Source organism: Paraburkholderia sp. A1RI_3L (assembly GCF_048957895.1).
GTDB classification, from domain to species: Bacteria; Pseudomonadota; Gammaproteobacteria; order Burkholderiales; family Burkholderiaceae; genus Paraburkholderia; species Paraburkholderia kururiensis.
On sequence record NZ_JARCHA010000001.1, the window covers coordinates 878,809 to 902,714 of the forward strand.

At 65.8% G+C, this 23,906-nt stretch carries 23 protein-coding genes; 17 read left to right on the top strand and 6 right to left on the bottom strand.

The window, feature by feature from the left end; translation table 11 throughout:
• Positions 1 to 60 precede the first annotated feature (60 nt).
• The 4 genes from PXJ20_RS04135 to PXJ20_RS04150 all read left to right on the top strand — a co-directional run bounded on the left by PXJ20_RS04135 (position 61) and on the right by PXJ20_RS04150 (position 2,131).
• The gene (locus PXJ20_RS04135) at positions 61 to 195 is read left to right on the top strand and encodes a cytochrome oxidase small assembly protein (RefSeq protein ID WP_017772601.1); all 135 of its coding nucleotides are present in this window, start codon (positions 61 to 63) and stop codon (positions 193 to 195) included.
• Between the two features lie 31 nt (positions 196 to 226).
• Positions 227 to 868, top strand: coding sequence for a cytochrome c oxidase assembly protein (locus PXJ20_RS04140; protein ID WP_421030229.1), 642 nt, complete (start codon positions 227 to 229; stop codon positions 866 to 868).
• A 35-nt stretch (positions 869 to 903) separates the two neighbouring features.
• Complete coding sequence (locus PXJ20_RS04145; protein ID WP_126877689.1) at positions 904 to 1,131, top strand: DUF2970 domain-containing protein; 228 nt, start codon at positions 904 to 906, stop codon at positions 1,129 to 1,131.
• A gap of 142 nt (positions 1,132 to 1,273) precedes the next feature.
• Complete coding sequence (locus PXJ20_RS04150) at positions 1,274 to 2,131, top strand: cytochrome c oxidase subunit 3 (RefSeq protein ID WP_017772604.1); 858 nt, start codon at positions 1,274 to 1,276, stop codon at positions 2,129 to 2,131.
• Positions 2,132 to 2,261: 130 nt separating this feature from the next.
• On the opposite strand, the gene PXJ20_RS04155 is transcribed toward PXJ20_RS04150, so the two are convergent.
• Entirely contained in the window at positions 2,262 to 2,471 is a 210-nt protein-coding gene (locus tag PXJ20_RS04155; protein ID WP_017772605.1) for a twin transmembrane helix small protein, read from the bottom strand.
• A gap of 99 nt (positions 2,472 to 2,570) precedes the next feature.
• Between PXJ20_RS04155 and PXJ20_RS04160 the strand changes: the two genes are divergently transcribed.
• From PXJ20_RS04160 to PXJ20_RS04180, 5 genes are all read left to right on the top strand, one after another.
• Positions 2,571 to 3,296, top strand: coding sequence for an SURF1 family protein (locus PXJ20_RS04160; protein WP_421030230.1), 726 nt, complete (start codon positions 2,571 to 2,573; stop codon positions 3,294 to 3,296).
• A 91-nt stretch (positions 3,297 to 3,387) separates the two neighbouring features.
• Positions 3,388 to 4,068 (top strand): SCO family protein, encoded by a 681-nt coding sequence (locus PXJ20_RS04165; RefSeq protein WP_421030972.1) that lies wholly within the window; start codon positions 3,388 to 3,390, stop codon positions 4,066 to 4,068.
• 73 nt (positions 4,069 to 4,141) lie between these two features.
• Entirely contained in the window at positions 4,142 to 5,251 is a 1,110-nt protein-coding gene (locus PXJ20_RS04170) for a COX15/CtaA family protein (RefSeq protein ID WP_126877687.1), read from the top strand.
• Between the two features lie 8 nt (positions 5,252 to 5,259).
• Positions 5,260 to 6,165 carry a heme o synthase gene (gene cyoE, locus PXJ20_RS04175; protein WP_017772609.1) on the top strand — a complete coding sequence of 302 codons (906 nt, stop codon included), beginning with the start codon at positions 5,260 to 5,262 and terminating at the stop codon, positions 6,163 to 6,165.
• Positions 6,166 to 6,169: 4 nt separating this feature from the next.
• The gene (locus tag PXJ20_RS04180) at positions 6,170 to 6,796 is read left to right on the top strand and encodes an SCO family protein (RefSeq protein WP_421030231.1); all 627 of its coding nucleotides are present in this window, start codon (positions 6,170 to 6,172) and stop codon (positions 6,794 to 6,796) included.
• 61 nt (positions 6,797 to 6,857) lie between these two features.
• Here the strand turns inward: PXJ20_RS04180 and PXJ20_RS04185 are convergent, their stop codons facing one another.
• Positions 6,858 to 7,148, bottom strand: a complete 291-nt coding sequence (locus tag PXJ20_RS04185; protein WP_126877685.1) for a YciI family protein — start codon at positions 7,146 to 7,148, stop codon at positions 6,858 to 6,860.
• Positions 7,149 to 7,420: 272 nt separating this feature from the next.
• Between PXJ20_RS04185 and PXJ20_RS04190 the strand changes: the two genes are divergently transcribed.
• The 3 genes from PXJ20_RS04190 (at position 7,421) to chrA (ending at position 11,866) form a co-directional block, all read left to right on the top strand.
• Positions 7,421 to 9,391 (top strand): methyl-accepting chemotaxis protein, encoded by a 1,971-nt coding sequence (locus PXJ20_RS04190; RefSeq protein WP_421030232.1) that lies wholly within the window; start codon positions 7,421 to 7,423, stop codon positions 9,389 to 9,391.
• Between the two features lie 225 nt (positions 9,392 to 9,616).
• Positions 9,617 to 10,429 carry a MetQ/NlpA family ABC transporter substrate-binding protein gene (locus tag PXJ20_RS04195; protein WP_042299402.1) on the top strand — a complete coding sequence of 271 codons (813 nt, stop codon included), beginning with the start codon at positions 9,617 to 9,619 and terminating at the stop codon, positions 10,427 to 10,429.
• Positions 10,430 to 10,654: 225 nt separating this feature from the next.
• Positions 10,655 to 11,866, top strand: coding sequence for a chromate efflux transporter (gene chrA, locus PXJ20_RS04200; protein ID WP_421030233.1), 1,212 nt, complete (start codon positions 10,655 to 10,657; stop codon positions 11,864 to 11,866).
• Positions 11,867 to 11,911: 45 nt separating this feature from the next.
• Here the strand turns inward: chrA and PXJ20_RS04205 are convergent, their stop codons facing one another.
• Positions 11,912 to 12,841 (bottom strand): bifunctional helix-turn-helix transcriptional regulator/GNAT family N-acetyltransferase, encoded by a 930-nt coding sequence (locus PXJ20_RS04205; RefSeq protein WP_413212961.1) that lies wholly within the window; start codon positions 12,839 to 12,841, stop codon positions 11,912 to 11,914.
• A 342-nt stretch (positions 12,842 to 13,183) separates the two neighbouring features.
• Between PXJ20_RS04205 and PXJ20_RS04210 the strand changes: the two genes are divergently transcribed.
• The 5 genes from PXJ20_RS04210 (at position 13,184) to nagE (ending at position 20,713) form a co-directional block, all read left to right on the top strand.
• Entirely contained in the window at positions 13,184 to 13,918 is a 735-nt protein-coding gene (locus PXJ20_RS04210) for a GntR family transcriptional regulator (RefSeq protein ID WP_017772616.1), read from the top strand.
• A 101-nt stretch (positions 13,919 to 14,019) separates the two neighbouring features.
• On the top strand, positions 14,020 to 15,123 hold the full coding sequence (gene nagA, locus PXJ20_RS04215) for an N-acetylglucosamine-6-phosphate deacetylase (RefSeq protein WP_421030234.1): 1,104 nt from the start codon (positions 14,020 to 14,022) through the stop codon (positions 15,121 to 15,123).
• The gene (locus PXJ20_RS04220; protein ID WP_277598177.1) at positions 15,116 to 16,132 is read left to right on the top strand and encodes an SIS domain-containing protein; all 1,017 of its coding nucleotides are present in this window, start codon (positions 15,116 to 15,118) and stop codon (positions 16,130 to 16,132) included. The genes nagA and PXJ20_RS04220 overlap by 8 nt, the downstream gene beginning before the upstream one ends.
• A gap of 12 nt (positions 16,133 to 16,144) precedes the next feature.
• A complete protein-coding gene (gene ptsP / locus PXJ20_RS04225) occupies positions 16,145 to 18,787 on the top strand; it encodes a phosphoenolpyruvate--protein phosphotransferase (protein WP_421030235.1) in 2,643 nt (880 codons plus the stop codon).
• A gap of 144 nt (positions 18,788 to 18,931) precedes the next feature.
• A complete protein-coding gene (gene nagE, locus PXJ20_RS04230) occupies positions 18,932 to 20,713 on the top strand; it encodes an N-acetylglucosamine-specific PTS transporter subunit IIBC (protein ID WP_421030236.1) in 1,782 nt (593 codons plus the stop codon).
• A 132-nt stretch (positions 20,714 to 20,845) separates the two neighbouring features.
• Here the strand turns inward: nagE and PXJ20_RS04235 are convergent, their stop codons facing one another.
• Genes PXJ20_RS04235 through PXJ20_RS04245 form a run of 3 tightly spaced genes read right to left on the bottom strand, consistent with a single transcriptional unit; the run spans position 20,846 to position 23,798 of the window.
• Complete coding sequence (locus PXJ20_RS04235; RefSeq protein ID WP_017772621.1) at positions 20,846 to 21,043, bottom strand: hypothetical protein; 198 nt, start codon at positions 21,041 to 21,043, stop codon at positions 20,846 to 20,848.
• Between the two features lie 10 nt (positions 21,044 to 21,053).
• Entirely contained in the window at positions 21,054 to 22,190 is a 1,137-nt protein-coding gene (cydB, locus tag PXJ20_RS04240) for a cytochrome d ubiquinol oxidase subunit II (RefSeq protein WP_017772622.1), read from the bottom strand.
• Positions 22,191 to 22,208: 18 nt separating this feature from the next.
• Positions 22,209 to 23,798, bottom strand: coding sequence for a cytochrome ubiquinol oxidase subunit I (locus PXJ20_RS04245; RefSeq protein ID WP_126877678.1), 1,590 nt, complete (start codon positions 23,796 to 23,798; stop codon positions 22,209 to 22,211).
• Positions 23,799 to 23,906: the final 108 nt, after the last annotated feature.

Consider the following 23,906-nt stretch of genomic DNA (forward strand, 5'->3'; position numbering starts at 1 on the left):
TGATCTCACGCCCCTGGTAGGTGACGAGATCAGGGAGCGTGAAGTCTCCCAAATTCACGCATGACCCGGAATCCAGAAAAAAGACGTACGCCCGAGCAGATTCGCGCAGCCAACCTGCGACTCGGCATGATCCTGCTTGCTATCGTCGCCGTCTTTTTTGTGGGTGCCGTCATCAAGCAGTGGCTGTTTAGCTGACGCCGGCCTGATGGTTTGTTGAGGAAGTTAGATGTCGACGCAGCCGCGCCCTGAAGCAGATTCACCGGCCAAATCCCGGGCGGATCGCTCGTTCAACCGTTCGATGCTGGTCAAGCTCGTCGTGGTGGCGTGCCTGATGTTCGGCTTCGGTTTTGCGCTCGTGCCGATGTATCGCGCGATCTGCCAGATCACCGGCATCAACAACCTCGTGCAGCGCGATGCGACGGCGCGCGAGGCGAAGAATACGCAGGTCGACATGAGCCGCACGGTGTCGATCGAGTTCGATGCGAACGCGCGCGGCCCGCTTGGCTTCAAGCCGGAGCAGCACAGTCTCGACGTGCATCCGGGCGAAGTCACGACGGTGATGTACGAGGTGTCGAACGAGCAGGCGCGCATCGTGAAGGCCCAGGCCATTCCGAGCTACGCGCCCAAGGTTGCGACGGAGTACTTCCGGAAGATCGAATGCTTCTGCTTTACCCAGCAGACGCTGCAGGCCAACGAAACGAAACGGATGCCGGTGGTATTCGTGGTTGACCCGAAGTTGCCGAAAGATGTGAAGACCATCACGCTGTCGTACACGTTCTTCGAGCTGAACACGCCCGCGCCGGCAACGGACGCGGCAACGCAGCAGACCGGTGCGGCGGCCGCGGGTGCGGTTCGCAACCCGGCTTGACGAACATAATGGCAGAGCAAGGGGAGCGAGGAGCCATGAACGCCGACGGCGGCAAAGGCAGAGACAACAACGGCGGCCAGAAGAGCTCGCTGGGCCAGGTGATCAAGGCTGTGGCATGGTCGTTCCTGGGCGTGCGCAAGCGCCGCGACCTCGAGGCCGATGCGGCGCAGCTGAACCCGCTGCACCTGATCATCGCGGGCGTGATCGGCGCGGCGATCTTCATCGGGGTGCTGATCCTGGTGGTGCACCTCGTGGTGGGCTGACGCGACTATCGCGCATCGGCCAGCAGGGCAGCGGCAGGAAGGTGGGCGCAGCAGGGAAGCAAGCCGATGCGGCGGCCACGCCGCGCCGGAGAAGATACAGCCGGAGATTCCGGAACAACTGGACTGAAGTGGAGAATCAAGAATGAGCGGTCAAAACGAGAGCCCGTACTATTTCGTACCGCATCCGTCGCGGCATCCGATCAGCGCGTCCATCGGGCTGCTCGTGATGCTTTCGTCGCTCGCGGCATGGGTGAATGGCGAGTCGTGGGCGCCCATCACGGCGGCGGCGGGCCTGCTGTGGCTGCTCTTCACGCTGTGGCACTGGTTCGGCGACGCCATTGCCGAGTCCGAAGGCGGAATGTACGGCAAGCGCGTCGACAGCTCGTACCGCTGGAGCATGAGCTGGTTCATCTTTTCCGAAGTCATGTTCTTCGGCGCGTTCTTCGGTGCGCTCTTCTACGCGCGCGAAATCGCAATGCACCAGCTGGCGAGCCTCGACTACAAGCTGATCTGGCCGGACTTCTCGGCAGTGTGGCCGAACAACGGCCCGGCTTCGCTCGTGTCCGCCTACAAGTCGATGACGCCGTGGCCGGTGCCCACCATCAACACGGCGCTGCTGCTCTCGTCGGGCGCGACGCTGACGGTCTCGCACCACGCGCTGCGCGACAACCACCGCACGAAGGCGATTGCGTGGCTTGCCGCAACGCTCACGCTCGGTATCTGCTTCCTGTTCCTGCAGGGCTTCGAATACTTCCACGCGTACAACGAACTGAACCTCACGCTGTCGTCGGGCGTGTACGGCTCCACGTTTTTCCTGCTCACCGGCTTCCACGGCTTCCACGTGTTCCTGGGCGGCACGATGCTGGCGGTGGTGATGATCCGCCTGATCCGCGGTCACTTCACGGCGGACCACCACTTCGCGTTCGAAGGCGCGGCGTGGTACTGGCACTTCGTCGACGTGGTCTGGCTGGGTCTCTACGTGGTCGTCTACTGGCTGTAAGGCGGGCCTGCCAGTACGCGCGAAACGACACGCTGCGGACCAGAGCTCGAACGAGCCATCCAACGCCGCCTTCGACGCAGGTCAAGGCGGCGTTTTGTTTCCAGCGTGAGGGAACGCGCGATTGCGCGCTTCAGCGGCCGTAAGGAATGCCGGTGGACTGGATCCAGCCCATCCAGTGTGCGAACAGGATGAACAGGAACAGCGAGATCGACAGTCCCACGCGCGCGGCGAGCGACCAGACCATCCGCTTCGTGCGGCCCCGGTCGTGCATCATGAAATACAGCGCCGAGATCATGCTGGCAATGATGAGTGCGAAGGCGATGGGAACGAGAATGTGCATGGAACCTGCTGAAATCCGGCGAGATAGAGGAAATAGCGTAATTATCGCACCCCGACCGGTGTTGCGTCCGTGCCGCGGGTTGGGCAAGGGCAGCCCGCGATGAAGATTCGCTGGTTCCCCGCGCTGCTGATCCTGATCGTGGTCGCCGTGACCGTGAGGCTCGGATTCTGGCAGCGCGACCGCGCGCATCAGAAGGAGGCGCTCGAAGCGCGCATCACTCAGTTCGAGAACGCCCCGGCTCAAACCATTGGTTCTCAGCCTGTGGCGCTGAAGGACATCGAGTTCCATCGCGTGCGGGCCACGGGCACCTTTGAGCCGGAGCGGGCGGTCTATCTCGACAACCGGCCGTATAACGATCAGCCGGGCTTCTACGTCGTCATGCCGCTCAAGCTCGCAGATGGCCGGTATGTGCTCGTGAACCGCGGCTGGCTGCCGCGCAACATGCAGGATCGCACGGCGATCGCGCCCTACCAGACGCCCAAGGGCGAAGTGCAGGTGGAAGGCATCGCGCGAGCCGACGCGTCGCGTGCGTTCGAGCTTGGCCAGGGCGGGTCGGCGGCTCATCAGCCGATTCGCCAGAATCTCGACGTCGCTTCGTATGCAACCGAAACCGGCCTGCCGCTGCAGCCCTTCGTCATTCAGCAGACGAACGATACGCACGACGGCCTCGTGCGCGACTGGCCCGTGCCCACGATGGGCGTGGAGCGCAACTATGGCTACATGTTCCAGTGGTGGGGCATGGCCGCTGCGGCGCTCGGGTTCGGTCTATATGCCGCGCGACGCGCCGCGAAGAAGCCGCGCGCGTCCGAAACGTCCGAGGCTTAACGCGCAGGGCGCGCTGCCACCATCCCTATCGCACGCCGCCGGGCCATGCCCCGACGCGTACGACTGAAAGAAAGAGGTTCTTGTCGTGTCGATGCAAACTACTTCTTCCCGCGGACCGGATCGGCCGACAGCGGGCACCCCGCAGTCGAATCGCCCAGGCGCCGGAAGCGCCCCGACGGGCGGCGGCCGCGGATCGTGGGAACGCGGCCGCTGGGTCGTCCTGCTGATTGCGCTCGTGTGCGCGGCGCCCGTGATTGCGTCGTATCTCACGTATTACGTCTTCAAGCCGAAGGGCGGCACGTCGAGCTACGGCACGCTGATCGAACCGCAGCGCCCGATTCCCGAGTCGCTCGTCGTGACGGGCGAAGACGGCAAGCCCATGAAGCTCGCCTCGCTGCGCGGCCGCTGGTTGCTGATTTCCGTGGACCGTAGCGCCTGCGACAAAGCCTGCGTCACGAAGCTCTACTTCATGCGCCAGGTGCGCGCGACGCAGGCCGGCGAACGTGAGCGCATCGTCAACGTGTGGCTGCGCACCGATACGCAGCAGGTGCCCGCGGCGGTGCTGGGCGCGTACGACGACACCGAGATGCTGATTGCCGATCCGTTCGCGGTCTCGGCGTGGTTGCCGGTGGACGCCGGCACCACGGTGACCGACCACATCTACATGGTCGACCCGAACGGCAACCTGATGATGCGTTTCCCGAAGGACCCCGACCCGAGCAAGATCAAAGGAGACGTCACCAAACTGCTCAAGTGGTCGAGTATCGGTTGATACTGGCGGGTTTGCGTGCAATGGCCCGCAACGGCGTACACGCGGCTGGCGTGTGAATGGAAAGAGAGAAGAGATGTTCGTACTGCAACTGGGGCTGATTGGCTTGTGCATCGCGCTACTGCCGCTCTCATGGGTCTGGGTGAAAGCAGACGACAGCCGGTTCCGCAAGCTCGTCTGGGTCACCACGTTCCTGACGCTGGATCTCGTCATGTTCGGCGGCTTCACGCGCCTGACCGATTCCGGCCTCGGCTGTCCCGACTGGCCCGGCTGCTACGGCACTTCTTCGCCGTTCATCGCGCACGCGGCCATCGCGGCGGCGCATCAAGCCATGCCCACCGGCCCCGTGAGCATGACCAAGGCGTGGATTGAGATGATCCACCGCTATTTCGCCATGGCGATCGGCGTGCTCATCATTGCCCAGACCGTGATTGCGTGGGCGGCGCGTATCCGCCGCAGGCCGCTGCACGTGTCGCCGTGGTGGCCCACGGCGCTGTTGTTGCTGATCGTGGTGCAAGGCGCATTCGGCGCATGGACCGTCACGATGAAGCTGCAGCCCATCATCGTCACGACGCATTTGCTGCTTGGCCTTGCGTTGCTTGGCACGTTGGGCTGGCTCGCAGCGCGCATCACACCGTTGCCCGCCCACGAGCCGGAGGCGGCGCGCTGGCGTATCGCCGCGCTGGCCGGCCTCGCGCTGCTTGTCGTCCAGATTGCGCTGGGCGGCTGGGTGAGCACGAATTATGCGGTACTTGCCTGCACCGACTTCCCGACCTGCAATGGCGCGTGGATTCCGCCCATGGACTTCGCCCACGGCTTTCACCTGTGGCGTGCCCTTGGCATGACCGGCGACGGCGAGGCGATTACCCAGGACGCGCTCGTCGCGATCCACTGGACGCATCGCACCTTTGCGCTGGTGGTCGTCGCTTATCTGGTGTGGTTGGCGTTGAAATTGCGCCGTTTCGAGTCGCTAGTGCGGCCCGCCAACGGCGTGTTGCTCGTGGTGGTGATCCAGTTTGTCACCGGACTGTCGAACATCGTGTTGCAGTGGCCGCTGCCCGTCGCGGTGGCCCATAACGGAGGCGCGGCGATCCTGCTGCTGCTGCTCGTCATGCTAAACTTTCGAATCGCTTCAAGCCGTCCCGGCCGCACGGTCGAACTCGCGCGCGACGCCGCGCCAGCGTGATTCCCTCTATGGACAGCACAACTCTCTCCCAGACGCCCGGTAACCGCATTTCGCAGTACATCGCGCTCACGAAGCCGCGGGTCACGCAGCTTGCGGTGTTCTGCGCGGTTATCGGCATGTTCCTCGCCACGCCGGGCATGGTGCCGTGGACCGTGCTGATCGGGGGCACGATCGGTATCTGGCTCACGGCCGGCGCCGCTTTCGCCATCAATTGCCTGATGGAGCAGAAGGTCGACGCGATGATGCGCCGTACCGCCTGGCGCCCGTCAGCGCGCGGCGAGATCACCACGGTGCAGATCCTGCTCTTTTCGGCCGTACTGGGCGGTCTCGGCATGTGGACGCTCTATACGTTCACCAATGCGCTCACCATGTGGCTCACGTTTGCCACGTTCGTGGGCTATGCCGTTATCTATACGCTGCTGCTCAAGCCCGCTACGCCGCAGAACATCGTGATCGGCGGCGCCTCGGGCGCCATGCCGCCCGCGCTCGGCTGGGCCGCGGTCACGGGCGCGGTGCCGGGCGACGCCTGGATTCTCGTGCTCATCATCTTCGTGTGGACGCCGCCGCATTTCTGGTCGCTCGCGCTCTACCGCCGCACGGACTACGAAAAGGCCGGCCTGCCGATGCTGCCCAACACGCACGGCGAGCAGTACACGCGGCTGCACATCTTCCTCTACACCGTGATTCTCTTCGCGGTCACGTTGATGCCGTTTATCTCCGGCATGAGCGGCGCCGTGTATCTGGCCGCTGCGGTGCTGCTGGGCGCGGTGTTTCTCGGCTACGCATGGAAGATCTATCGCGAGTATTCGGATGCGCTCGCACGCAAGACCTTCCGTTACTCCATCGTTTATCTCTCGCTGCTGTTCGTCGCGCTGCTGGTCGATCACTACGTGCGCACGCTCATTGGCGCATAAGACCATGCAGAACTCTCCGCTCGCACGCGCGTCGCGCGTGGCGCTGGCCGCGCTCGTTGCGTGTGCCTTGGGTAGCGCGGCGCTTCTTTCGGGCTGCGGCAAGCAGCAGCCCGCGTTCCAGAATCTCGATCTCACGGGCAACAAGCAGTTCGGCTCGGATTTCGCGCTGCCCGACACCAGCGGCAAAACGCGCACGCTCGCGGACTACAAGGGCAAAGCCGTGGTGCTGTTCTTCGGCTATACGCACTGCCCCGACGTGTGCCCCACCACGATGGCGGAGCTTTCCCAGGCACTCCAGCAAATGGATCCCGACGACGCGAAGCGCGTGCAGGTGGTGTTCGTGACCGTAGATCCGGAGCGCGACACGCCCGCGCTGCTGTCGCAATACGTGCAGGCGTTCAATCCGACGTTCGTCGCGCTGCGTCCCGCCAACGACGCGCAGCTGCAAAAGATCACCAAAGACTTCCGCGTGTACTACGCGAAGGTGCCGGGCAAGACGCCCGACAGCTACACCATGGACCACACCGCCGCGAGCTACGTGTTCGATCCCGACGGCAAGCTGCGCCTTTTCGCCCGCGACGGGCAGGGCGCCCAGCCGTGGGTGCACGATCTCAAGCTCCTGCTCGATTGAACTGACGCAGCGTTATTGAAGCGGCTTCGTTAAGCCCGCTTGCACGACGCCCGTGCCGACCTCAAGCCGGAATCGGAAAATTGAGGCCCGGCGCGAGGCGTGTGGCCTTGAACTCCGTAACGTCGTAAGTCGCCAGATCCTGCTGCGCGAACGGGTCGGTAGCCAGAATGGCGTCGAGCTTCTCGCGCTCGATACGCACCGCCAGAATGACGCCGCCCTTGCGCGGTACCGTAGGCCCCGCTGCGATGAACACGCCCGCGTCGAACTGCTTCGCGAGAAACGCCCGATGGGCTTCGAGCGCGTCGTCGATGCGTTCGAGCGGCGCCGTGTAGGTGAGCGAGATGACGTACATGAGTGCCTCGTCTTTGTGTGTGTGAAGTCTTCGTGAAGCGCGTGGGCGCGCGTGAAGGCTCATTATCGCAGCCGTGTTCGATGCCTGCTTCCGGGTGAGCGCACGCGGGTCCGGCGAGACGGGCACGGCGCCTCGCCCGTTCCTGGCTCGGGACCTTCCTTACACTTTCTCTCAAGTTGACTCTTTTGGGTGCCGTTATACCTGCGGCAATCGTTTGCGTTTGCCCGCAGGCGCATCGCGCAAGAAAACACCTACAAGAAGAGACCAACGCTATGAGCAGGATGAGTCTGAACCGCAAGCTGTGGTTGTCGCTCGCATTCGTTTGGCTGGGGCTGCTGGGGGTGGGCCTCTGGAGCGCGGTGGAAACCCGTGGAACGATGCTCGCCGAGCGCAAGGCCGGCATGGCGAATCTCGTGGACGCGGCGCAAGGCGTCGTGAACGGCTATTACGCACTCGCTCAGGCGGGCAAGATGAGCGAAGCCGACGCCCAGCGCGAGGCGCTCGCGCGGCTCGCCACCATGCGCTACGGCGACGCCGGCTACGTTTTCGTGATGGATTCGAAGCCCGTCGTGCTCATGCACCCCACGTTGCCGCAGATGGTCGGCAAAGCGGCGGGCGACTTCAAGGACCCGGACGGCAAGCTCGTCTACGTCTCGATCGTGGATGCGGCCAAAGCAACGGGTCGCGGCTTCACCGAGTATCGCGGGCGCCTGCCGCACAGCGAAACCGCGCTGCCGAAAATCGGCTACGTCGTGCGTTTCGCGCCGTGGGACTGGAACATTTCGACCGCCGTGTTCGTGCGCGACATCGACACTACTTACTACGAGACGCTGCTCACGCATCTGGGCGCGATTGTCGTGATCGGCGTGGCGATCTCGCTCGCCATGCTGGTGGTGATCCGCAGTGTCCGAAAGAGCCTGGGCGGCGAGCCCGAAGACGCGTTGCGTCTCGCCAGGCACATTGCGCGCGGCGATCTCTCGCAGTCTGTCCAGGTTCGCAACGGCGACTCCAGCAGCATGATGGCCGCGATGCGCGACATGCAGGACCGGCTGCAACGCACCATCGGCGAAATCCAGTACTCCGCCGAATCGATTGCGGCCGCAACCGAACAGATTGCGGCTGGCAACGGCGACCTCTCGCAGCGCACCGAGCAGCAGGCCGCGTCGCTAGAGGAAACCGCGGCGAGCATGGAGCAGCTCACCGCCACGGTGAAGCAGAACGCCGACAACGCGCGCCAGGCGAGCGGACTCGCGAACAACGCCTCCGAAATCGCGACGAAGGGCCACGACGTGGTGAGCCGCGTGATCGGGACGATGGGCGAGATCAACGACAGCTCGCGCCAGATTGCCGACATCATCGGCGTGATCGAAGGCATCGCGTTTCAGACCAACATCCTCGCGCTCAACGCGGCGGTGGAAGCCGCCCGCGCGGGCGAGCAGGGACGCGGGTTTGCCGTCGTGGCCGGCGAGGTGCGCAGCCTCGCGCAGCGCTCGGCAACTGCGGCGAAGGAGATCAAGCAGTTGATCGACGCCTCGGTGGAGCGCGTGAACAACGGGTCGTCGCTCGTCGAACAGGCGGGCGCGACGATGGGCGAGATTCTCCAGGCCGTGCGTCGCGTGACGGACATCATGGGTGAGATCGCGGCTGCCTCCGAGGAACAGAGCAGCGGCATCAGCCAGGTGGGCCGCGCCGTGACGCAGATGGACGAGGTCACGCAGCAAAATGCCGCGCTCGTGGAAGAGGCGACGGCTGCCGCGGCGTCGTTGCAGGATCAGGCGGCAAGGCTGCGCGAGGCGGTGAGCGCGTTCCGCGTGGACGGCGCCGCCGCGGCGAGCGGGCTGGTATCGAGCGTGGACGTTGCGCCGACGCGGGACAGCGCCAAAGCCGTGAACGCGAAGGCAGCCGCGCCGGCTCGTGCTGCGTCGCCTGCGGTGAAGAGCGCTGCGGCTGGCGGTTCTGCCTCGGCCGGCAAGGCTGCGGCAACGTCTTCCGCTGCTTCGGCCGCTTCGAACGTTGCGACGGCTGGCGCGGCATCGGGTCGCAGCGAGCATGGGCAGCCCGCGAAGGCGCGGACGGCCGCCTCGGCCGGTGCTGCTGAATCCGCTTCCGCTACGAAACCGCCCGTCGCCGAGACTGCCGCGGTTAAGCCTGCCGCTACGCCGGCGGCCGCCGCGACCGTCACTCCCCGCGCTACGTCGAGAGCCGCCGCGGTCCCCGCAGACGACGACTGGACGACGTTCTGACCGAAGCTTCGCTCGTCCGTCGCGCCACCGTGTCCGGCGCGACGGCGCCGGGCGTGCCTTGCGTTTTGTCTTGGCCACACGGCACCGCATCGCGCGGCGCATACCAGTATTCGATTCCGTTATTTCTCAATGCTCCCGGCATATGAGACCATTTATGTCGCCGCCGGTATGGCATCAGGCCTGCCGGCGCGACAGAACCCGGAATCACGTCAGTCGAACTTTCCCATGCAGCGCAGAAATCTCCTCAAGCTCTTTTCCGCCGCCGTCGCGGCAACCGCGTTCGCCGCCAGCTTCGGCGCACGCGCCGACGAAAGCGTCATCAAGGTCGGTACCATCAGCGGGCCCGATGCGCAGATCTGGTCGGTCGTCCAGAAAGTGGCGAAGCGCGAAGGCCTCAACGTCAAGGTCATCGAGTTCAACGACTACGTTCAGCCGAACGCCGCGCTCGACGCGGGCGACCTCGACGCTAACAGCTTCCAGCACCAGCCGTATCTCGACAGCCAGGTCAAGCAGCGCGGCTACAAGATCGTGAGCGCGGGGCTGACCTACATCTCGCCGCTCGGCGTCTACTCGAAGAAGCTGAAGTCGCTGAAGGACCTGCCGCAAGGCGCGAAGGTCGCGGTGCCCAACGACCCGTCCAACGAGAACCGCGCGCTGCTGTTGTTGCAGGCACAGGGCGTAATCAAGCTGCGCGCCGGTGCCGGCGCGAGCGGCAGCAACGCGACGCCGCTCGACATCGCGGAAAATCCGAAGAAGGTGAAGCTCGTTGAGCTCGATGCCGCGCAACTGCCGCGCTCGCTCGCCGACGTCGATGCCGCGGCGATCAACACGAACTACGCCCTCGCCGCAGGCCTGCAGCCGACGAAAGACGCCATCGCGCTCGAAGACGTGCACAGCCCGTACGCGAACCTGATCGCCGTGCGCACGCAGGACAAGGACAAGCCGTGGGTGAAGAAGCTGGTGGCGGCTTACCAGTCCGAAGACGTGCGCCAGTTCATCAAGACGCAGTTCAAGGGATCGGTTGTGCCCTCGTTCTAAAGCGGCTCAGCCAGCTTTTGCGCGCCACGACGCCACGGCTTGCCGTGGCGTTTTGTTTTGCCCGGCTGCTTTGGCGCGAACGTGCGAGCGCCGGACAACGCTCACGCATCTCGGGCACACCGCTTCGCCCCGACGCTGCTAGCATGTCGCGCGACGCCGCCTGAAGCGACGTGCCCCAGGCGTCGCACCGAACGTGACCGCATCCCGACCGACATGGACGACCGCATGCCCTCCGTTTCCCGCCCTGCCGTGCCCACGCGCCCGTCCGTATTCGAGATCTTCGCGATCTTCCTTCGGCTCGGGCTCACGTGTTTCGGCGGACCGATCGCACATCTCGGCTTCTTTCGCGAGGAATTCGTGCGCCGCCGCGCGTGGCTCACCGACGCCGCGTTCGCCGATATCGTCGCGCTCTGCCAGTTCATGCCGGGCCCCTCGAGCAGCCAGGTGGGTATTGCGCTCGGGCTGCGCCAGGGCGGCATAGCGGGCGCGATTGCCGCATGGACGGGCTTCACGCTGCCGTCCGCGGCGCTGCTCTGTGCGTTCGGTCTTCTCGTCGGGCGGCACGGAGCGACGGCGCAATCCGGCTGGCTGCACGGACTGAGCCTCGTTGCCGTCGCTGTCGTGGCGCAGGCGCTGTGGGGCATGCTGCGTACCCTCGCGCCCGACCGTCCGCGTGTGGCGATTGCCGTCGTATCCACGGTCGTCATGCTGGCGTTCACGACACCGCTCGCGCAACTTGCGGTGCTCGCATTCGGAGCGCTGGCGGGCTGGTTGCTGCGTGGCCGCTTGCCGGAGGTCACCGAGCACAGCGAAACGATCGGCGCAGGCGGCCGCGTGCACGCCGTGCTGATGATCGGACTCTTTGTCCTCTTGCTGCTCGGGCTACCGGCACTCGCGGCGGTCTTCGGCAACTATCCTCTGCATCTGTTCGCGAGTTTCTTCCGTGTGGGCTCGCTCGTGTTCGGCGGCGGTCACGTCGTGCTGCCGCTGCTCGAACAGGTGGTGGTGCCGCCGCATTGGGTCACGCCGGAAGCGTTCATTGCCGGCTACGGCGCCGCGCAGGCCGTGCCCGGTCCGCTCTTCACGTTCGCGGCGTTTCTTGGCGCGGTATCGAATCAGCAGCCCGCAGGCGTGGTGGGCTCGGCCATTGCGGTTGTCGCTATTTTTCTGCCGTCGTTTCTGCTGGTGATCGGCGTGATGCCTCTGTGGGAGCGGCTGCGGGGCCTCGCCGCGTGCCGCTACGCGCTGATGGGCGTGAATGCCGCCGTGGTGGGGTTGCTGGCCGCGGCGTTCTATTCGCCGCTCTGCGTGAACGCGCTGCGCCACCCGGCGGACATCGCATTCGCCCTCGTGGCGCTCGCGCTGCTGATGGCGGCGCGCTTGCCACCCTGGCTCGTGGTGGCGTTCTCCGCGCTCGCAGGGTATCTGATTTTCTAAAGGACGACTGAGCGCAGCGAACACGTGCGCTCAGTTCACGTCGCCTCACGACAGCGTGAGCTCCCACCGTTCAACGGTGAGCGGATGCCCGAAGCGATGTGCCTCCTTGCTGGTCGCGCAGTGGAAGCCCATGCGCGCCGCGAGCCGCCGCGCGTCGGCCATCACCGTCGCGAGCGAGAGCGAGAGCGCGCCGTAGCGCGCGTCCTTTGCGAAGCGCACGCATTCCTCCAGCAGTTGTGCGCCGATGCCAAGGCACCGCATGTCGGGCTCCACATAGAACATGCGCACGCTCGCAATTTCCTGCGAGCGCGCGGCGATGAGCGCCGACCCCACCGTCATGCCGTCTTGCTCGGCGATCCAGCATGCCTCGCGCTGCGCGTCGTGCGTCTGCGTGAAGGTGGCAACGGTGCGCGCGAGCAGTGCCTCGAAGCGGGCGTCCCAGCCATGGGCGGCGGCCGCGAGTTGCGCCTGACGGTGCACCAGCCAGCTCGCCTCGCCTGCCTTCGGGGCGCGCAGCTTCACGAGGCCCCGCCGCGGACGGTCATCGAGCAGCCGTTCAATCAGCTTCATCGCGCCGATCAACTGCTGCTGCGACCCTTGCGGCAGCCGAGCCAGCACCGCGCGAACTTCGGCGACAGCGGCTTTCTCCAGCGGTTCGTATTCGGCGCGGCCCTGTTCCGTGAGCGAGAGCAGCGACTGGCGCGCATCGAATTCTGAGGGCCGGCGCGTCAGCAGATTGCGCCGCTCGAAGCTTGTCAGGATGCGGCTCAGGTAGCCGGTGTCGAGACCCAGATTGCGGGCGAGTGCCGCCGCCGTGTTCGCGCGGCCGCGCGACAGCTCGTTGAGAATGCGCACCTCCGTCAGCGAGAAGGCGCTCTTTTGCAGATGCTCGTGAAGGGCGCCGATGTGGCGCGTGTAAAAACGATTGAAGTGGCGGACGGCCTCCGCGCGCCTCAACGCATCAGATTCAGTCAACTCCGGCTCCCCGTGTTCTTCGTCTTTGCCTGCGATGCACCACTATAGGGGCCGCCTGTCGATATGGGAACGGGTTGTGTGCGCCGCATGCAAGCTTGCGGGCGACCAAGTGGTATCAAAGCGGTATGCGTAAAGCGCGACACGGGGGCGCCGCCAGGGTAAATCCCGATGCCGCAGAAACGCGCCGCAAGCCTTGGGAGAAGCGCGCAAACGACCGCCAGTCAAGGCTTGAGCACCGATCGGCAGGCATGGAACCAGTTCGTTGACTGGTATTATTGTGGTTATATAATGGGCTCGGCTTGAAGAACCCCCCCAACCGTTCCTTCCCCGCCCGAGCCCTCAATGGAAACCCGCTGGTCCGCGCTGATGCCCGATGCGCGCAACGTCACACCGTTGTACCTGCAGCTGGCGCGCAATCTGGCGACGGCGATCCAATGCGGCGTCTGGTCTGCGGGCGAGGCGCTGCCTTCGGAACGTACGCTCTGCGATGCAATCGGCGTGTCGCGCATCACCGCGCGCAAGGCGATTGCGCTGCTCGTGGAGCAAGGTCTGATTCGCCGCGCGCGCGGTGCCGGCAGTTTCATCACGCCGCGTGTGGAAGATCCGCTTTCGCGCCTCACCGGCTTCACCAAGAAGATGCAGCAGCGCGGCTTCACGCCCGATTCCATCTGGCTCGAGCGCGACGTTCGCGCTGCCACGCGCGACGAGATCGTGCATCTCGGGCTGTCGCCTGGCGCGTCGGTGGCGAACCTGCGACGCCTGCGTCGCGCGGACGGCATCGTAATGGCCGTCGAGCACTCGGCGTTGCCGGTTTCGATCGTGCCCGACCCGCATGCAATCGGCGTGTCGCTCTACAGCCACCTCGAGGAGCGCGGCGTGCCGGTGGTCCGCGCGCTGCAGCACTTTCGCGCGGTGAACGCCACGAGCGAAATCGCCGCGCTAATGGAGATCGAGCCGCGCGCGGCCCTGCTGGTCATTCAGCGCGTGGGTTTCAGCGCGGATCAGCGGGCCATCGAACTCACGGACACCTACTGCCGGGACGGTTACTACGATTTCGTGGCCGAACTGCTCCAGTAACGGGAACACGAACGGCGCCACGCGAATCAGTCATGAACGTCTCTCTCGTATCACCTGAGGTATCACCCAAGGCTTCGGCCGAAGCATCACCAGGAACACACATGCTGACCGGAAACATACTGACCCCCGACGGCTGGATTCACGGCACGCTCGAAACGGCCAACGGCCGCATCACGTCGCTTGCCGGCGAGCGCGTCGACCCGGCGACCAACGACGCGCCCTACATCCTGCCCGGCTTCATCGACCTGCACGTGCACGGCGGCGGTGGCGCCGACGTCATGGAAGCCGGCAACGCGATCGAAACCATTGCGCGCACCCACGCGAAATACGGCACGACGAGCCTGCTCGCCACTACGATGACGGCCCCGCGCGAGGAACTGATGAACGTCGTGGCGGGGCTCGGCAACGTGGCGCGCAGCCGCACGCCAGGCGGCGCGCGCGTGCTCGGCGTGCACCTGGAAGGGCCGTACATCAATCCCGGCAAGCTGGGCGCGCAGCCGGACGCCGCGGTGTCCGCCGTGCTCGACGAAGTGCTCAAGTACCTTTCCATCGCGCCCATTCGCGTGGTGACGGTGGCGCCCGAAATCGCAGGCCACATCGAGATCATTTCGGAGATGGCAGCGCGCGGCGTGCGCGTGCAACTGGGTCACTCGCTCGCGACTTACGACGATGCCGTGACCGCGCTCAAGCACGGCGCACGCGGCTTCACGCATCTCTTCAACGCGATGTCGCCGATGCATCACCGCAACCCGGGTCTCGTGGGCGCAGCACTTGCGCACGCCGAATACGCCGAGATCATTCCCGACCTGCTGCACGTGCACCCTGGCGCGATTCGCGCCGCACTGCGCGCCATTCCGCGCCTCTACGTGGTGACGGACAGCACCTCGGCCACCGGCATGCCCGACGGCGAGTACCGCCTTGGCAGCCAGCACGTCACGAAGTGCCTCGGCGGCGTGCGTCTTGCCGACGGCACGCTCGCCGGCAGCACGCTCACCATGGATGTCGCGCTGCGCAATCTCGTTTCGCTCGGCCTGCCGATTGCGGACGTATCGAACCGCATGTCGCGCTACGCCGCCGACTACCTCGGCATCGAAGACCGCGGCCGTCTCGCACGCGGCGCGTGGGCCGACATCGTCGTATTCGACCGCGAACTGGCGCTGACGGCGACCTACGTCGAAGGAGAATCGATTGTCGAATATGCTTAAAGAGGCTCTCGCGTCCGCGGACGCGGTGGCCGCTCAACTCGCCGACACCTCGCGCATCGAGGCATTGGCAGCGAGGCTCGAAGAGAAGCCGCGCCATGTCGCGCTCACCGTGGCGCGCGGCAGCTCGGACCACGCGGCGAGCTATTTCGCGAGCCTCACGATGAGTCGCATCGGCGTGCCGGTGGCGTCGCTGCCCATGTCGATCGCCACGCTGCAGCAAGCGCCGCTGCGTGTGCGCGATGCCTTCGCGCTCGCGTTCTCGCAGTCGGGCAAGAGCCCCGATCTGGTGGGCACCATGGCCGCGTTGCGTGCCGCGGGCGCGTTGACCGTGGCGGCTGTGAACGTGTCCGATTCACCGTTGGCCGAGGCCTGCGAATACGAGTTGCCGCTGCTTGCCGGCCCCGAACTGAGCGTGGCCGCGACGAAGAGCTATATCGCGATGCTTTCGCTTTCGGCGCAACTCGTCGCGCACTGGCAGCGCGACGCAGCGCTGGTGGCCGCGCTGCGCTCGCTACCCGACGTGCTCGCGCGCGCGGGCACGCTCGACTGGTCGAAGGCCGTGGACGAACTGCGCGACGTCTCGCAGATGATCGTGATCGGTCGCGGCACGGGGCTTGCCATCGCGCAGGAAGCGGCGCTCAAACTTAAGGAAACGTCGGGCATTCAGGCCGAGGCGTTTTCGAGCGCCGAAGTGCGGCACGGTCCGATGGAGATCATCGACCGCGACTATCCGCTGCTCGTGTTCGCGCCGCGCGGCCCCGAGCAGACCGGGCTCGTGCAGCTCGCGCGCGACATGCGCTCGCGCGGCGCGCGCGTGCTGCTCGCGGCGCCCGCCGATGCGGCCGACGCTGCCGACGTGACCTTGCCGCTCGAACCGGCCGCCGATGCCGCGCTGGACCCGATCCCCGCCATTCTTTCCTTCTATGTGATGGCCGCCGGCCTTGCCGCCGCGCGCGGGCGCAATCCCGATACGCCGCGCCATCTGCATAAAGTCACCGAAACACATTAAGCGAGAGTCCTGATGGAACGTGTCGTGGAGTCGCATCTGATGAATCCTGCCCAGGGTCAGTTTGTCCTTCTGGCGCCGCTGACCGGCCCGGTCGTGGCGCTGGCCGATGTTCCCGACCCCGTGTTCGCCGAAGGCATGTTCGGCGACGGCATCGGCATCGATCCGCTCGAAGGGCGGCTCGTCGCGCCGTGCGACGGCGTCGTGGCGCACCTCGCGCGCACCGGCCATGCGCTCACCATTCGCACCACGCAGGGCGCGGAAGTGCTGCTGCACATCGGCATCGATACGGTCGCGCTGAACGGCGAAGGCTTCACGCCGAAGGTCGCGGAAGGCGCGAGCGTGCGTGCGGGCGACGTGCTCATCGAGTTCGATCAGGACTTCATTGCTCGCATGGCGCCGAGCCTCGTTTCCGTGGTGGCCATCGCGAATTCGGATGCGTTCGAAGTGGTGGATCGCGCGCGACGCGGCGTGGTGAAGGCCGGCACGAGTGAACTGCTCGTGCTGCGTGCGCGTGGAGCGGGCGAGGGCGCGGCGAGTGCGCAAACGTCGGCGAGTGCCGCGACGCAAACTCAGGCCGCATCGCACACTGAAGCAACGGCCTGCGCGAGCGAAGCGCGCCGCACCGTGACGCTCGCCCACGCGGGCGGCCTGCACGCGCGGCCCGCGGCCCGCGTGCGCGAAGCCGTGCGCGGTCTGGAGGCGCGCGTGGAAGTGCACTTCGGCGCACGCAAGGCGCCGATCGAAAGCGTGGTCGGGTTGCTGGCGCTCGGTGCAGGCGAGGGCGCGACGGTGGAACTCGTCGCGACGGGTCGCGATGCGGCGAAGGCGGTAGACGCCGTGGCGAACGAACTGCTGCGCGAGGCGCACGGCGAGGTCGAAGAGACGCGTGCGCGCGATGCCTCGCCCGCGCCACACGAAGTGCCGCGCGAGCCTGCGTCGGCACTGCCTGCCAACACGCTTGCGGGCGTGTGCGCATCGCCCGGTGTCGCGCTCGGCAAGCTCGTGCGCTGGGACAACGTCGAAGTCGAACCCGTCGAGCAGGCGGCCGGCACGCCCGCCTCTGAAAGCCGGTTGCTGGACAAGGCGCTCGCAGCCGTGGACGCCGAACTCGACACCACCGTGCGCGAAGCCTCGCAGCGCGGCGCAGTAGGCGAAGCCGGCATCTTCGCGGTGCATCGCGTGTTGCTGGAAGACCCCACGCTGCTCGACGCCGCGCGCGATCTCATCAGCCTCGGCAAGAGCGCGGGTTTCGCATGGCGCGCAGCCATTCGCGCGCAGATCGCCGTGCTCGCCGACGTGAAGGATTCGCTGCTCGCCGAGCGCGCCGCGGATCTGCGCGATATCGAAAAGCGCGTGCTGCGCGCGCTGGGCGGCTCCAGTGGCGCCAATCGCACGCTGAGCACGCTGCCCGACGAGGCCGTGCTCGCCGCCGACGAGTTCACGCCGTCGGACCTCTCGTCGCTCGATCGCAGCCGCGTCACGGCGCTCGTGATGGCGCGCGGCGGCGCGACCTCGCACGCGGCCATCATCGCGCGGCAGACCGGCATTCCGGCGCTCGTCGCCGTGGGCAGCGCGCTGCATGCGATTGCCGAAGGCACGCAGGTCGTCGTGGATGCAAGCGCGGGGCGCCTCGAATATGCGCCGGGTGAACAGGAGATCGAACGTGCGCGGCGTGAGCGCGACCGGCTGGACGAACTGCGCGAAACGAACCGGCGCATGTCGGGTGAGGCGGCAGCCACGCGTGACGGCCGCGCAATCGAAGTGGCCGCGAACATCGCCACGCTCGACGACGCGAAGACCGCTGTCGAGAACGGCGCCGACGCCGTGGGCCTGCTGCGCACGGAACTGCTGTTCATTCACCGTCCGGCGGCGCCTACGATGGACGAGCATCGGCAAAGCTATCAGGCCATTACGGACGCGCTCGCGGGCCGCACCGCGATCATCCGCACGCTCGACGTGGGCGCGGACAAGGAAGTGGATTACCTGACGCTGCCGCCCGAACCGAACCCGGCGCTCGGCCTGCGCGGCATTCGCCTCGCCCAGGTGCGCCCGGACCTGCTCGACGATCAACTGCGCGGCCTGCTCGCCGTGCAGCCCGCGGGCGCCGTGCGCATCCTGCTGCCGATGGTGACGGACGCGGGCGAACTGGTGCGGCTGCGCGCGCGTATCGACGAACTTGCGCGCGAGCAGGGCCGCACCGATCGCATCGAAGTGGGCGTGATGATCGAGGTGCCGTCCGCGGCGCTGCTCGCCGATCAACTGGCGCGCCACGCGGACTTCCTCTCGATCGGCACCAACGATCTCACGCAATACACGCTCGCCATGGACCGTTGCCGGCCCGATCTCGCGGCGCAGGCCGACGGGCTGCATCCGGCGGTGCTGCGTCTTGTCGGCATCGCGGTTCAGGGCGCGGAAAAGCACGGCAAGTGGGTGGGCGTGTGTGGCGCGCTGGCGGGCGAGCCGCTCGCCGTGCCGCTGCTCGTGGGCCTTGGCGTCACGGAGCTTTCGGTCGATCCCGTCAGTGTGCCGGCCATCAAGGCGCGCGTGCGCAATCTCGATTACCCGCTGTGCCGTCAGCGCGCCCAGGATGCGCTGGCGCTCGACTCGGCACAGGCCGTGCGGGCCATGAGCCGCGAAACCTGGCCGCTGGACTGAACTCGTCGCGAGCACGACGAGCAGTCCGCGGCACGGATTTGCACCACGTAACACATGATGTAACGCATCAGCATCAACCAGGGCATCAAACCCACTTCAACTTCACGCGATTTCACACGAGACAAGAGACCAGGAGGTGACTCAATGGATGGCAATCCGTTTCTGAAAGTGCAGCGGCTCGGGCGAGCGCTGATGCTGCCCATCGCGGTGCTGCCGGTAGCCGGCATTCTGCTGCGGCTCGGCCAGCCCGATGTCTTCAACATCAAGATGATCGCGGACGCGGGCGGCGCGATCTTCGACAACCTGCCGCTGCTGTTCGCCATCGGCGTGGCGGTCGGCTTCGCGAAGGACAACAACGGCGTCGCGGCACTCGCGGGCGCAATCGGCTATCTGGTCGAGATCGCCGTGATGAAGGACATCAACGACAAGCTCAACATGGGTGTGCTGTCGGGCATCATCGCGGGCCTCGTGGCGGGGCTGCTCTACAACCGCTACAAGGACATCAAGCTGCCCGACTACCTCGCGTTCTTCGGTGGCAAGCGATTCGTGCCGATCATCACGGGTCTCGTGTGCGTGGGGCTCGGCATTGTGTTCGGCTACGCGTGGCAGCCGGTGCAGGCGGCTATCGATCTGGCCGGCCACTGGCTCACCACGGCGGGCGCCGTCGGCACGTTCGTGTTCGGCGTGCTGAACCGGCTGCTGCTCGTCACGGGCCTGCATCACATCCTCAATTCGCTCGCGTGGTTCGTGTTCGGCACGTTCACGCCGCCCGGCGGCGGCGCGGCCGTTACCGGCGACCTGCACCGCTTCTTTGCGGGCGACCCGAGCGCGGGCGGCTTCATGTCGGGCTTCTTCCCGATCATGATGTTCGGCCTGCCGGCAGCGTGCCTTGCGATGCTGCACGAAGCGCCGAAGGAACGCCGCGCGGCGGTGGGCGGCCTGCTGTTTTCGATGGCGCTCACGTCGTTCCTCACGGGCGTGACCGAGCCCATCGAGTTCAGCTTCATGTTCCTTGCGCCGGTGCTGTACGCGATCCACGCGGTGCTGACCGGGCTTTCGCTCGCTATCTGCTCGCTGCTGGGCATCAAGCTGGGCTTCACGTTCTCGGCGGGCGCCATCGATTACGTGCTGAACTACGGGCTCTCCACGAAGGGCTGGGAAGCCATTCCGCTCGGGCTCGTCTACGGCGCGCTCTACTACGGGCTGTTCCGCTTCTTCATCCGCAAGTTCAACATGGCTACGCCGGGCCGCGAGCCCGCTGCCGAACAGGCGCAGGTGGATTCGTTCGTTGCAGGCGGCTTCGTTGCGCCTGCGGCGGGCGCGGCGGTGTCGCGTGCGTCGCGCTATATCGCGGCGCTGGGCGGCGCGGCCAACCTGAAAGTGGTGGATGCCTGCACGACGCGCCTGCGTCTTTCCGTGGCGGACCCGGCGAAGGTGTCCGAAGCTGACTTGAAGACGATCGGCGCGCGCGGCGTGCTCAAGCGCGGCGGCGACAGCGTGCAGGTGATCATCGGCCCGGAGGCCGACATCATTGCGGACGAGATGCGCGCGGAGATGGCGTCGGCGGGCGCGGGTGGCGTGGCGAGTGTGGCGAGTGCGCAGAAGGCGGTTGCGGCCAATGCATCGGGCCCTGCGTCGTCGGATGCGGAAGCCGGCCCGCTCGATCCCGATCCTGCGCGCTGGCTCGCGGTGTTCGGTGGCGCGACCAACGTCGTTTCGCTCGAAGCCGTTGCGACGACCCGTTTGCGTGTGGTCGTGCGCGATCCTTCTGCGGTCGACCGCCAGCGGCTCGCGGCGCTCGACGTGGCCTGGGTGTCCGCGGACACCTTCCATATCGTCGCGGGCTTCGCGGCGCAACGCTACGCGCAGTTGTTGTCGGCGCGGCTCTTGCCCGCAAGCGGCGGGGCGGCGGCGCAGCCGGCCTGACGGGTTGCACGTGAGTTGCCGCATGTGAGACGTCGCGAAGCAATCGCATAAGCGGCACGCACCTGCATCGCGACGCCCCAAAAGCAAACAGCACCCGCGGGTGCTGTTTGTCTTTGTGAAGCGAAGGCGCGCTTACTTGCCGTTCGCGGCGCGGCGCTCCTTCTGTTGCGTGTCGTAGAGCACGCCGCCCGCTGCCGCGAACAGCACGATCATGATCGTGCCGATCAGCCACGAGAAGTACCACGCGCCGTAAGCGCCCACCACGACGCCAATCACGATGGCGATCACGACGAGCACGGCGAGGATCAGAAAGTGGAACAGGGTTTTCATCGCGAATTCCTCAATATGCGTGCGGATCGGTTTCGATTTGGTCCGCCTTGACCTTGCCGCGCATCACGTGGAACGCCCAGCTCGTGTAGCCGAGCACGATCGGCACGAACACCACGGTCCAGCCGGTCATCCAGGTGAGTGTCGTTTGGCTCGAGACCGAGTTCCAGACAGTGAGACTTTGGTTAGGCATGCTGGACGACGGCATCAGGAACGGGAAGAGCGCCGTGCCGGCCGTGCCGATCACGCCGATCCATGCAATCGCGCCGAGCCACCACGCGAGCGTCGAGCGGCCCGCGCGCAGCGAGAGCAGGCCGAGAATCAGGCCCACATAGCCGAGTGCCGGCACGATCCACAGAATCGGGTAGCTCTTGAAGTTGCCGAGCCAGGCTCCTGCGGCCAGTTCGACCACCTGTTGTTGCAATGGCGTTTGCGCGAGCGCCGGGCTGACCGAATGCACGAGACGGTAGCCCTGCATCTGCGAGACCCACACGCCGCACACCGAGAACACCACGACCGCGAGAATCACGGCGACGGTCGCCACGCTCTTCGCGCGTTGCTGGACCGCGCCTTCGGCACGACCCACGAGCATGGCTGCGCCCATGTACAGCGACATCGCCAGCGAGAGCACGCCGCACAGCACCGCGAACGGGTTGAAGAGCGTAATGAAGCTGCCCGTGTAGTACGAGGTGAGGTCCCAGTTGAAGTGGAACGGCACGCCCACGAACATGTTGCCCACGCCCGCGCCGTACACGATCATCGGCACGACGCCGCTTGCCACCAGCGCCCAGTCCCATGCGCCGCGCCACGTGGGCGAGTCGATCTTGCTGCGGTACTCGAAGCCGATGGGACGCATGATCATGGTCCACAGCAGGAGCAGCATCACGATGTAGAGGCCGGAGAACGCGGTGGCGTAGATAAGCGGGAACGCCGCGAAGATCGCGCCGCCGCCCAGGATGAACCACACCTGGTTGCCGTCCCAGTGCGGGGCGATCGTGTTGATCGCGACGCGCCGTTCAACGTCGGTGCGGCCGACGAAGCGCAGTTGCGCGCCCACGCCCATGTCCATGCCGACCATCGTCGCAAGCCCGATGAGCAGCACGCCGAGCAGCAGCCACCAGAGCACTTTGAGGATTAGATAGAGTTCCATGGTCTTGTTCCTTGCGGATCACCGCGCGGTGTCGTTGGCGAATGCCGGGGTGAGGATGGTGGGCGTGGCGCCCGGTTCAGCATGGTCTTCGTCCGGACCCTTGCGGATGAACTTCACCATCAGGTAGGCCTCGACGGCGATGAAGATCGAGTAGAGCAGCACGAAGCCGATCAGCGAGAACGTCATGTAGCCCACGCTATGGCTCGATGCGGACATCCAGGTGGGCAGCAGGCCGAACACCGTCCACGGCTGACGACCGATTTCCGCCGTGAGCCAGCCCATTTCGCAGGCGAGGAACGGCACCGGGATCATCCACGGCGCGAGCTTCAGGAACCACTGTTGACGGCCCACGTCGCCGCGCAGCGAGAGGATCACGGCGATCACGAAGTAGGCGAGCATCAAGAGGCCCAGCGCCACCATCAGGCGGAACACCCAGAACATCCAGAACACGTTCGGCACGACCGACTGCGATGCCTTGGCGATGTCGGCGTCCGTGGCGTTGGCGGTGTCTTGACCTGCTGCGTAGCGCTTCACGAGGAAGCCGTAGCCGAGGTCGGCCTTGTGCGCGTTGAACTGCGCGAGCGCGGCGGGATCGGTCGGATTGCTGCTCAGCACCTTCAGCGCGTTGACGGCGGGAATGCCGTTCTTGATGCGCTTGGCGGCGTCCGCGACGATCTGGTCCACACCGGGGACCGGCGTGTCCATGGTGTGCGTCATGAGCGGCGTGAGCACGTACGGCACCTGCAACGCCCACGTGTTCTTGCGCGTCTCGTTGTCAGGCCAGGCCGCGATGTTGAACGGCGCCGGCGCCGGTTCGGTCTGCCACATGGCTTCCATCGAGGCGAGCTTCGAAGGCTGCGCCTGCGCGGCCACGAAGCCGAGCGCGTCGCCCAGCGTCAGCACACCCGCAACCGACAGCACGCCGAAGATGCTCGCCATCTGGAACGAGCGCTTGGCGAGTTCCACGTGACGCTTGCGCGCGAGGTAATACGCGCTCACGGCGGTCACGAAGATCGCCGCGGTCACGTAGCCCGCCACGCTGGTGTGGACGAACTTCGTTTGCGCGTCGTTGCTGAAGATCAACGCTCCGAAGTTGGTCAGCTCCATGCGCATCGTGACGGGATTGAACGTGGCGCCCACGGGGTTCTGCATGAAGCCGTTGGCGACCAGAATCCAGAGCGCGGAGAAGTTCGAGCCGAATGCCACGAGATACGTGACCATCAGGTGCTTGCCTTTGGAAAGCTGCTTCCAGCCGAACACCATGAGGCCGATGAAGGTCGATTCCATGAAGAACGCCATCAGGCCTTCGATGGCGAGCGGCGCACCGAAGATGTCGCCGACGAAGCCCGAGTAGAACGACCAGTTCGTGCCGAACTCGAACTCCATCGTGAGACCCGTCGCAACGCCGAGCGCGAAGTTGATGAGGAACAGCTTTCCCCAAAATTCCGTCATCTGCCGGTAGATGGGTTTGCCGGTGATCACGTAGACGGTTTCCATGGCCGCCAACATGAACGACATCCCCAACGTCAGCGGGACGAACAGAAAGTGGTAAAGCGCGGTGGCGGCGAACTGGATTCGCGATAGCTCAACCACGGTATCGTTGATCATTTGACACTCCAGTCAAGGCGATTTGAAGCGGTTGCGGGGTGGGCTGCTGTGTGGGAGCGCCTCAACGTGAAGCGCTGCCGCGTGTGGCTACTGTCGCGTGTGGCATAA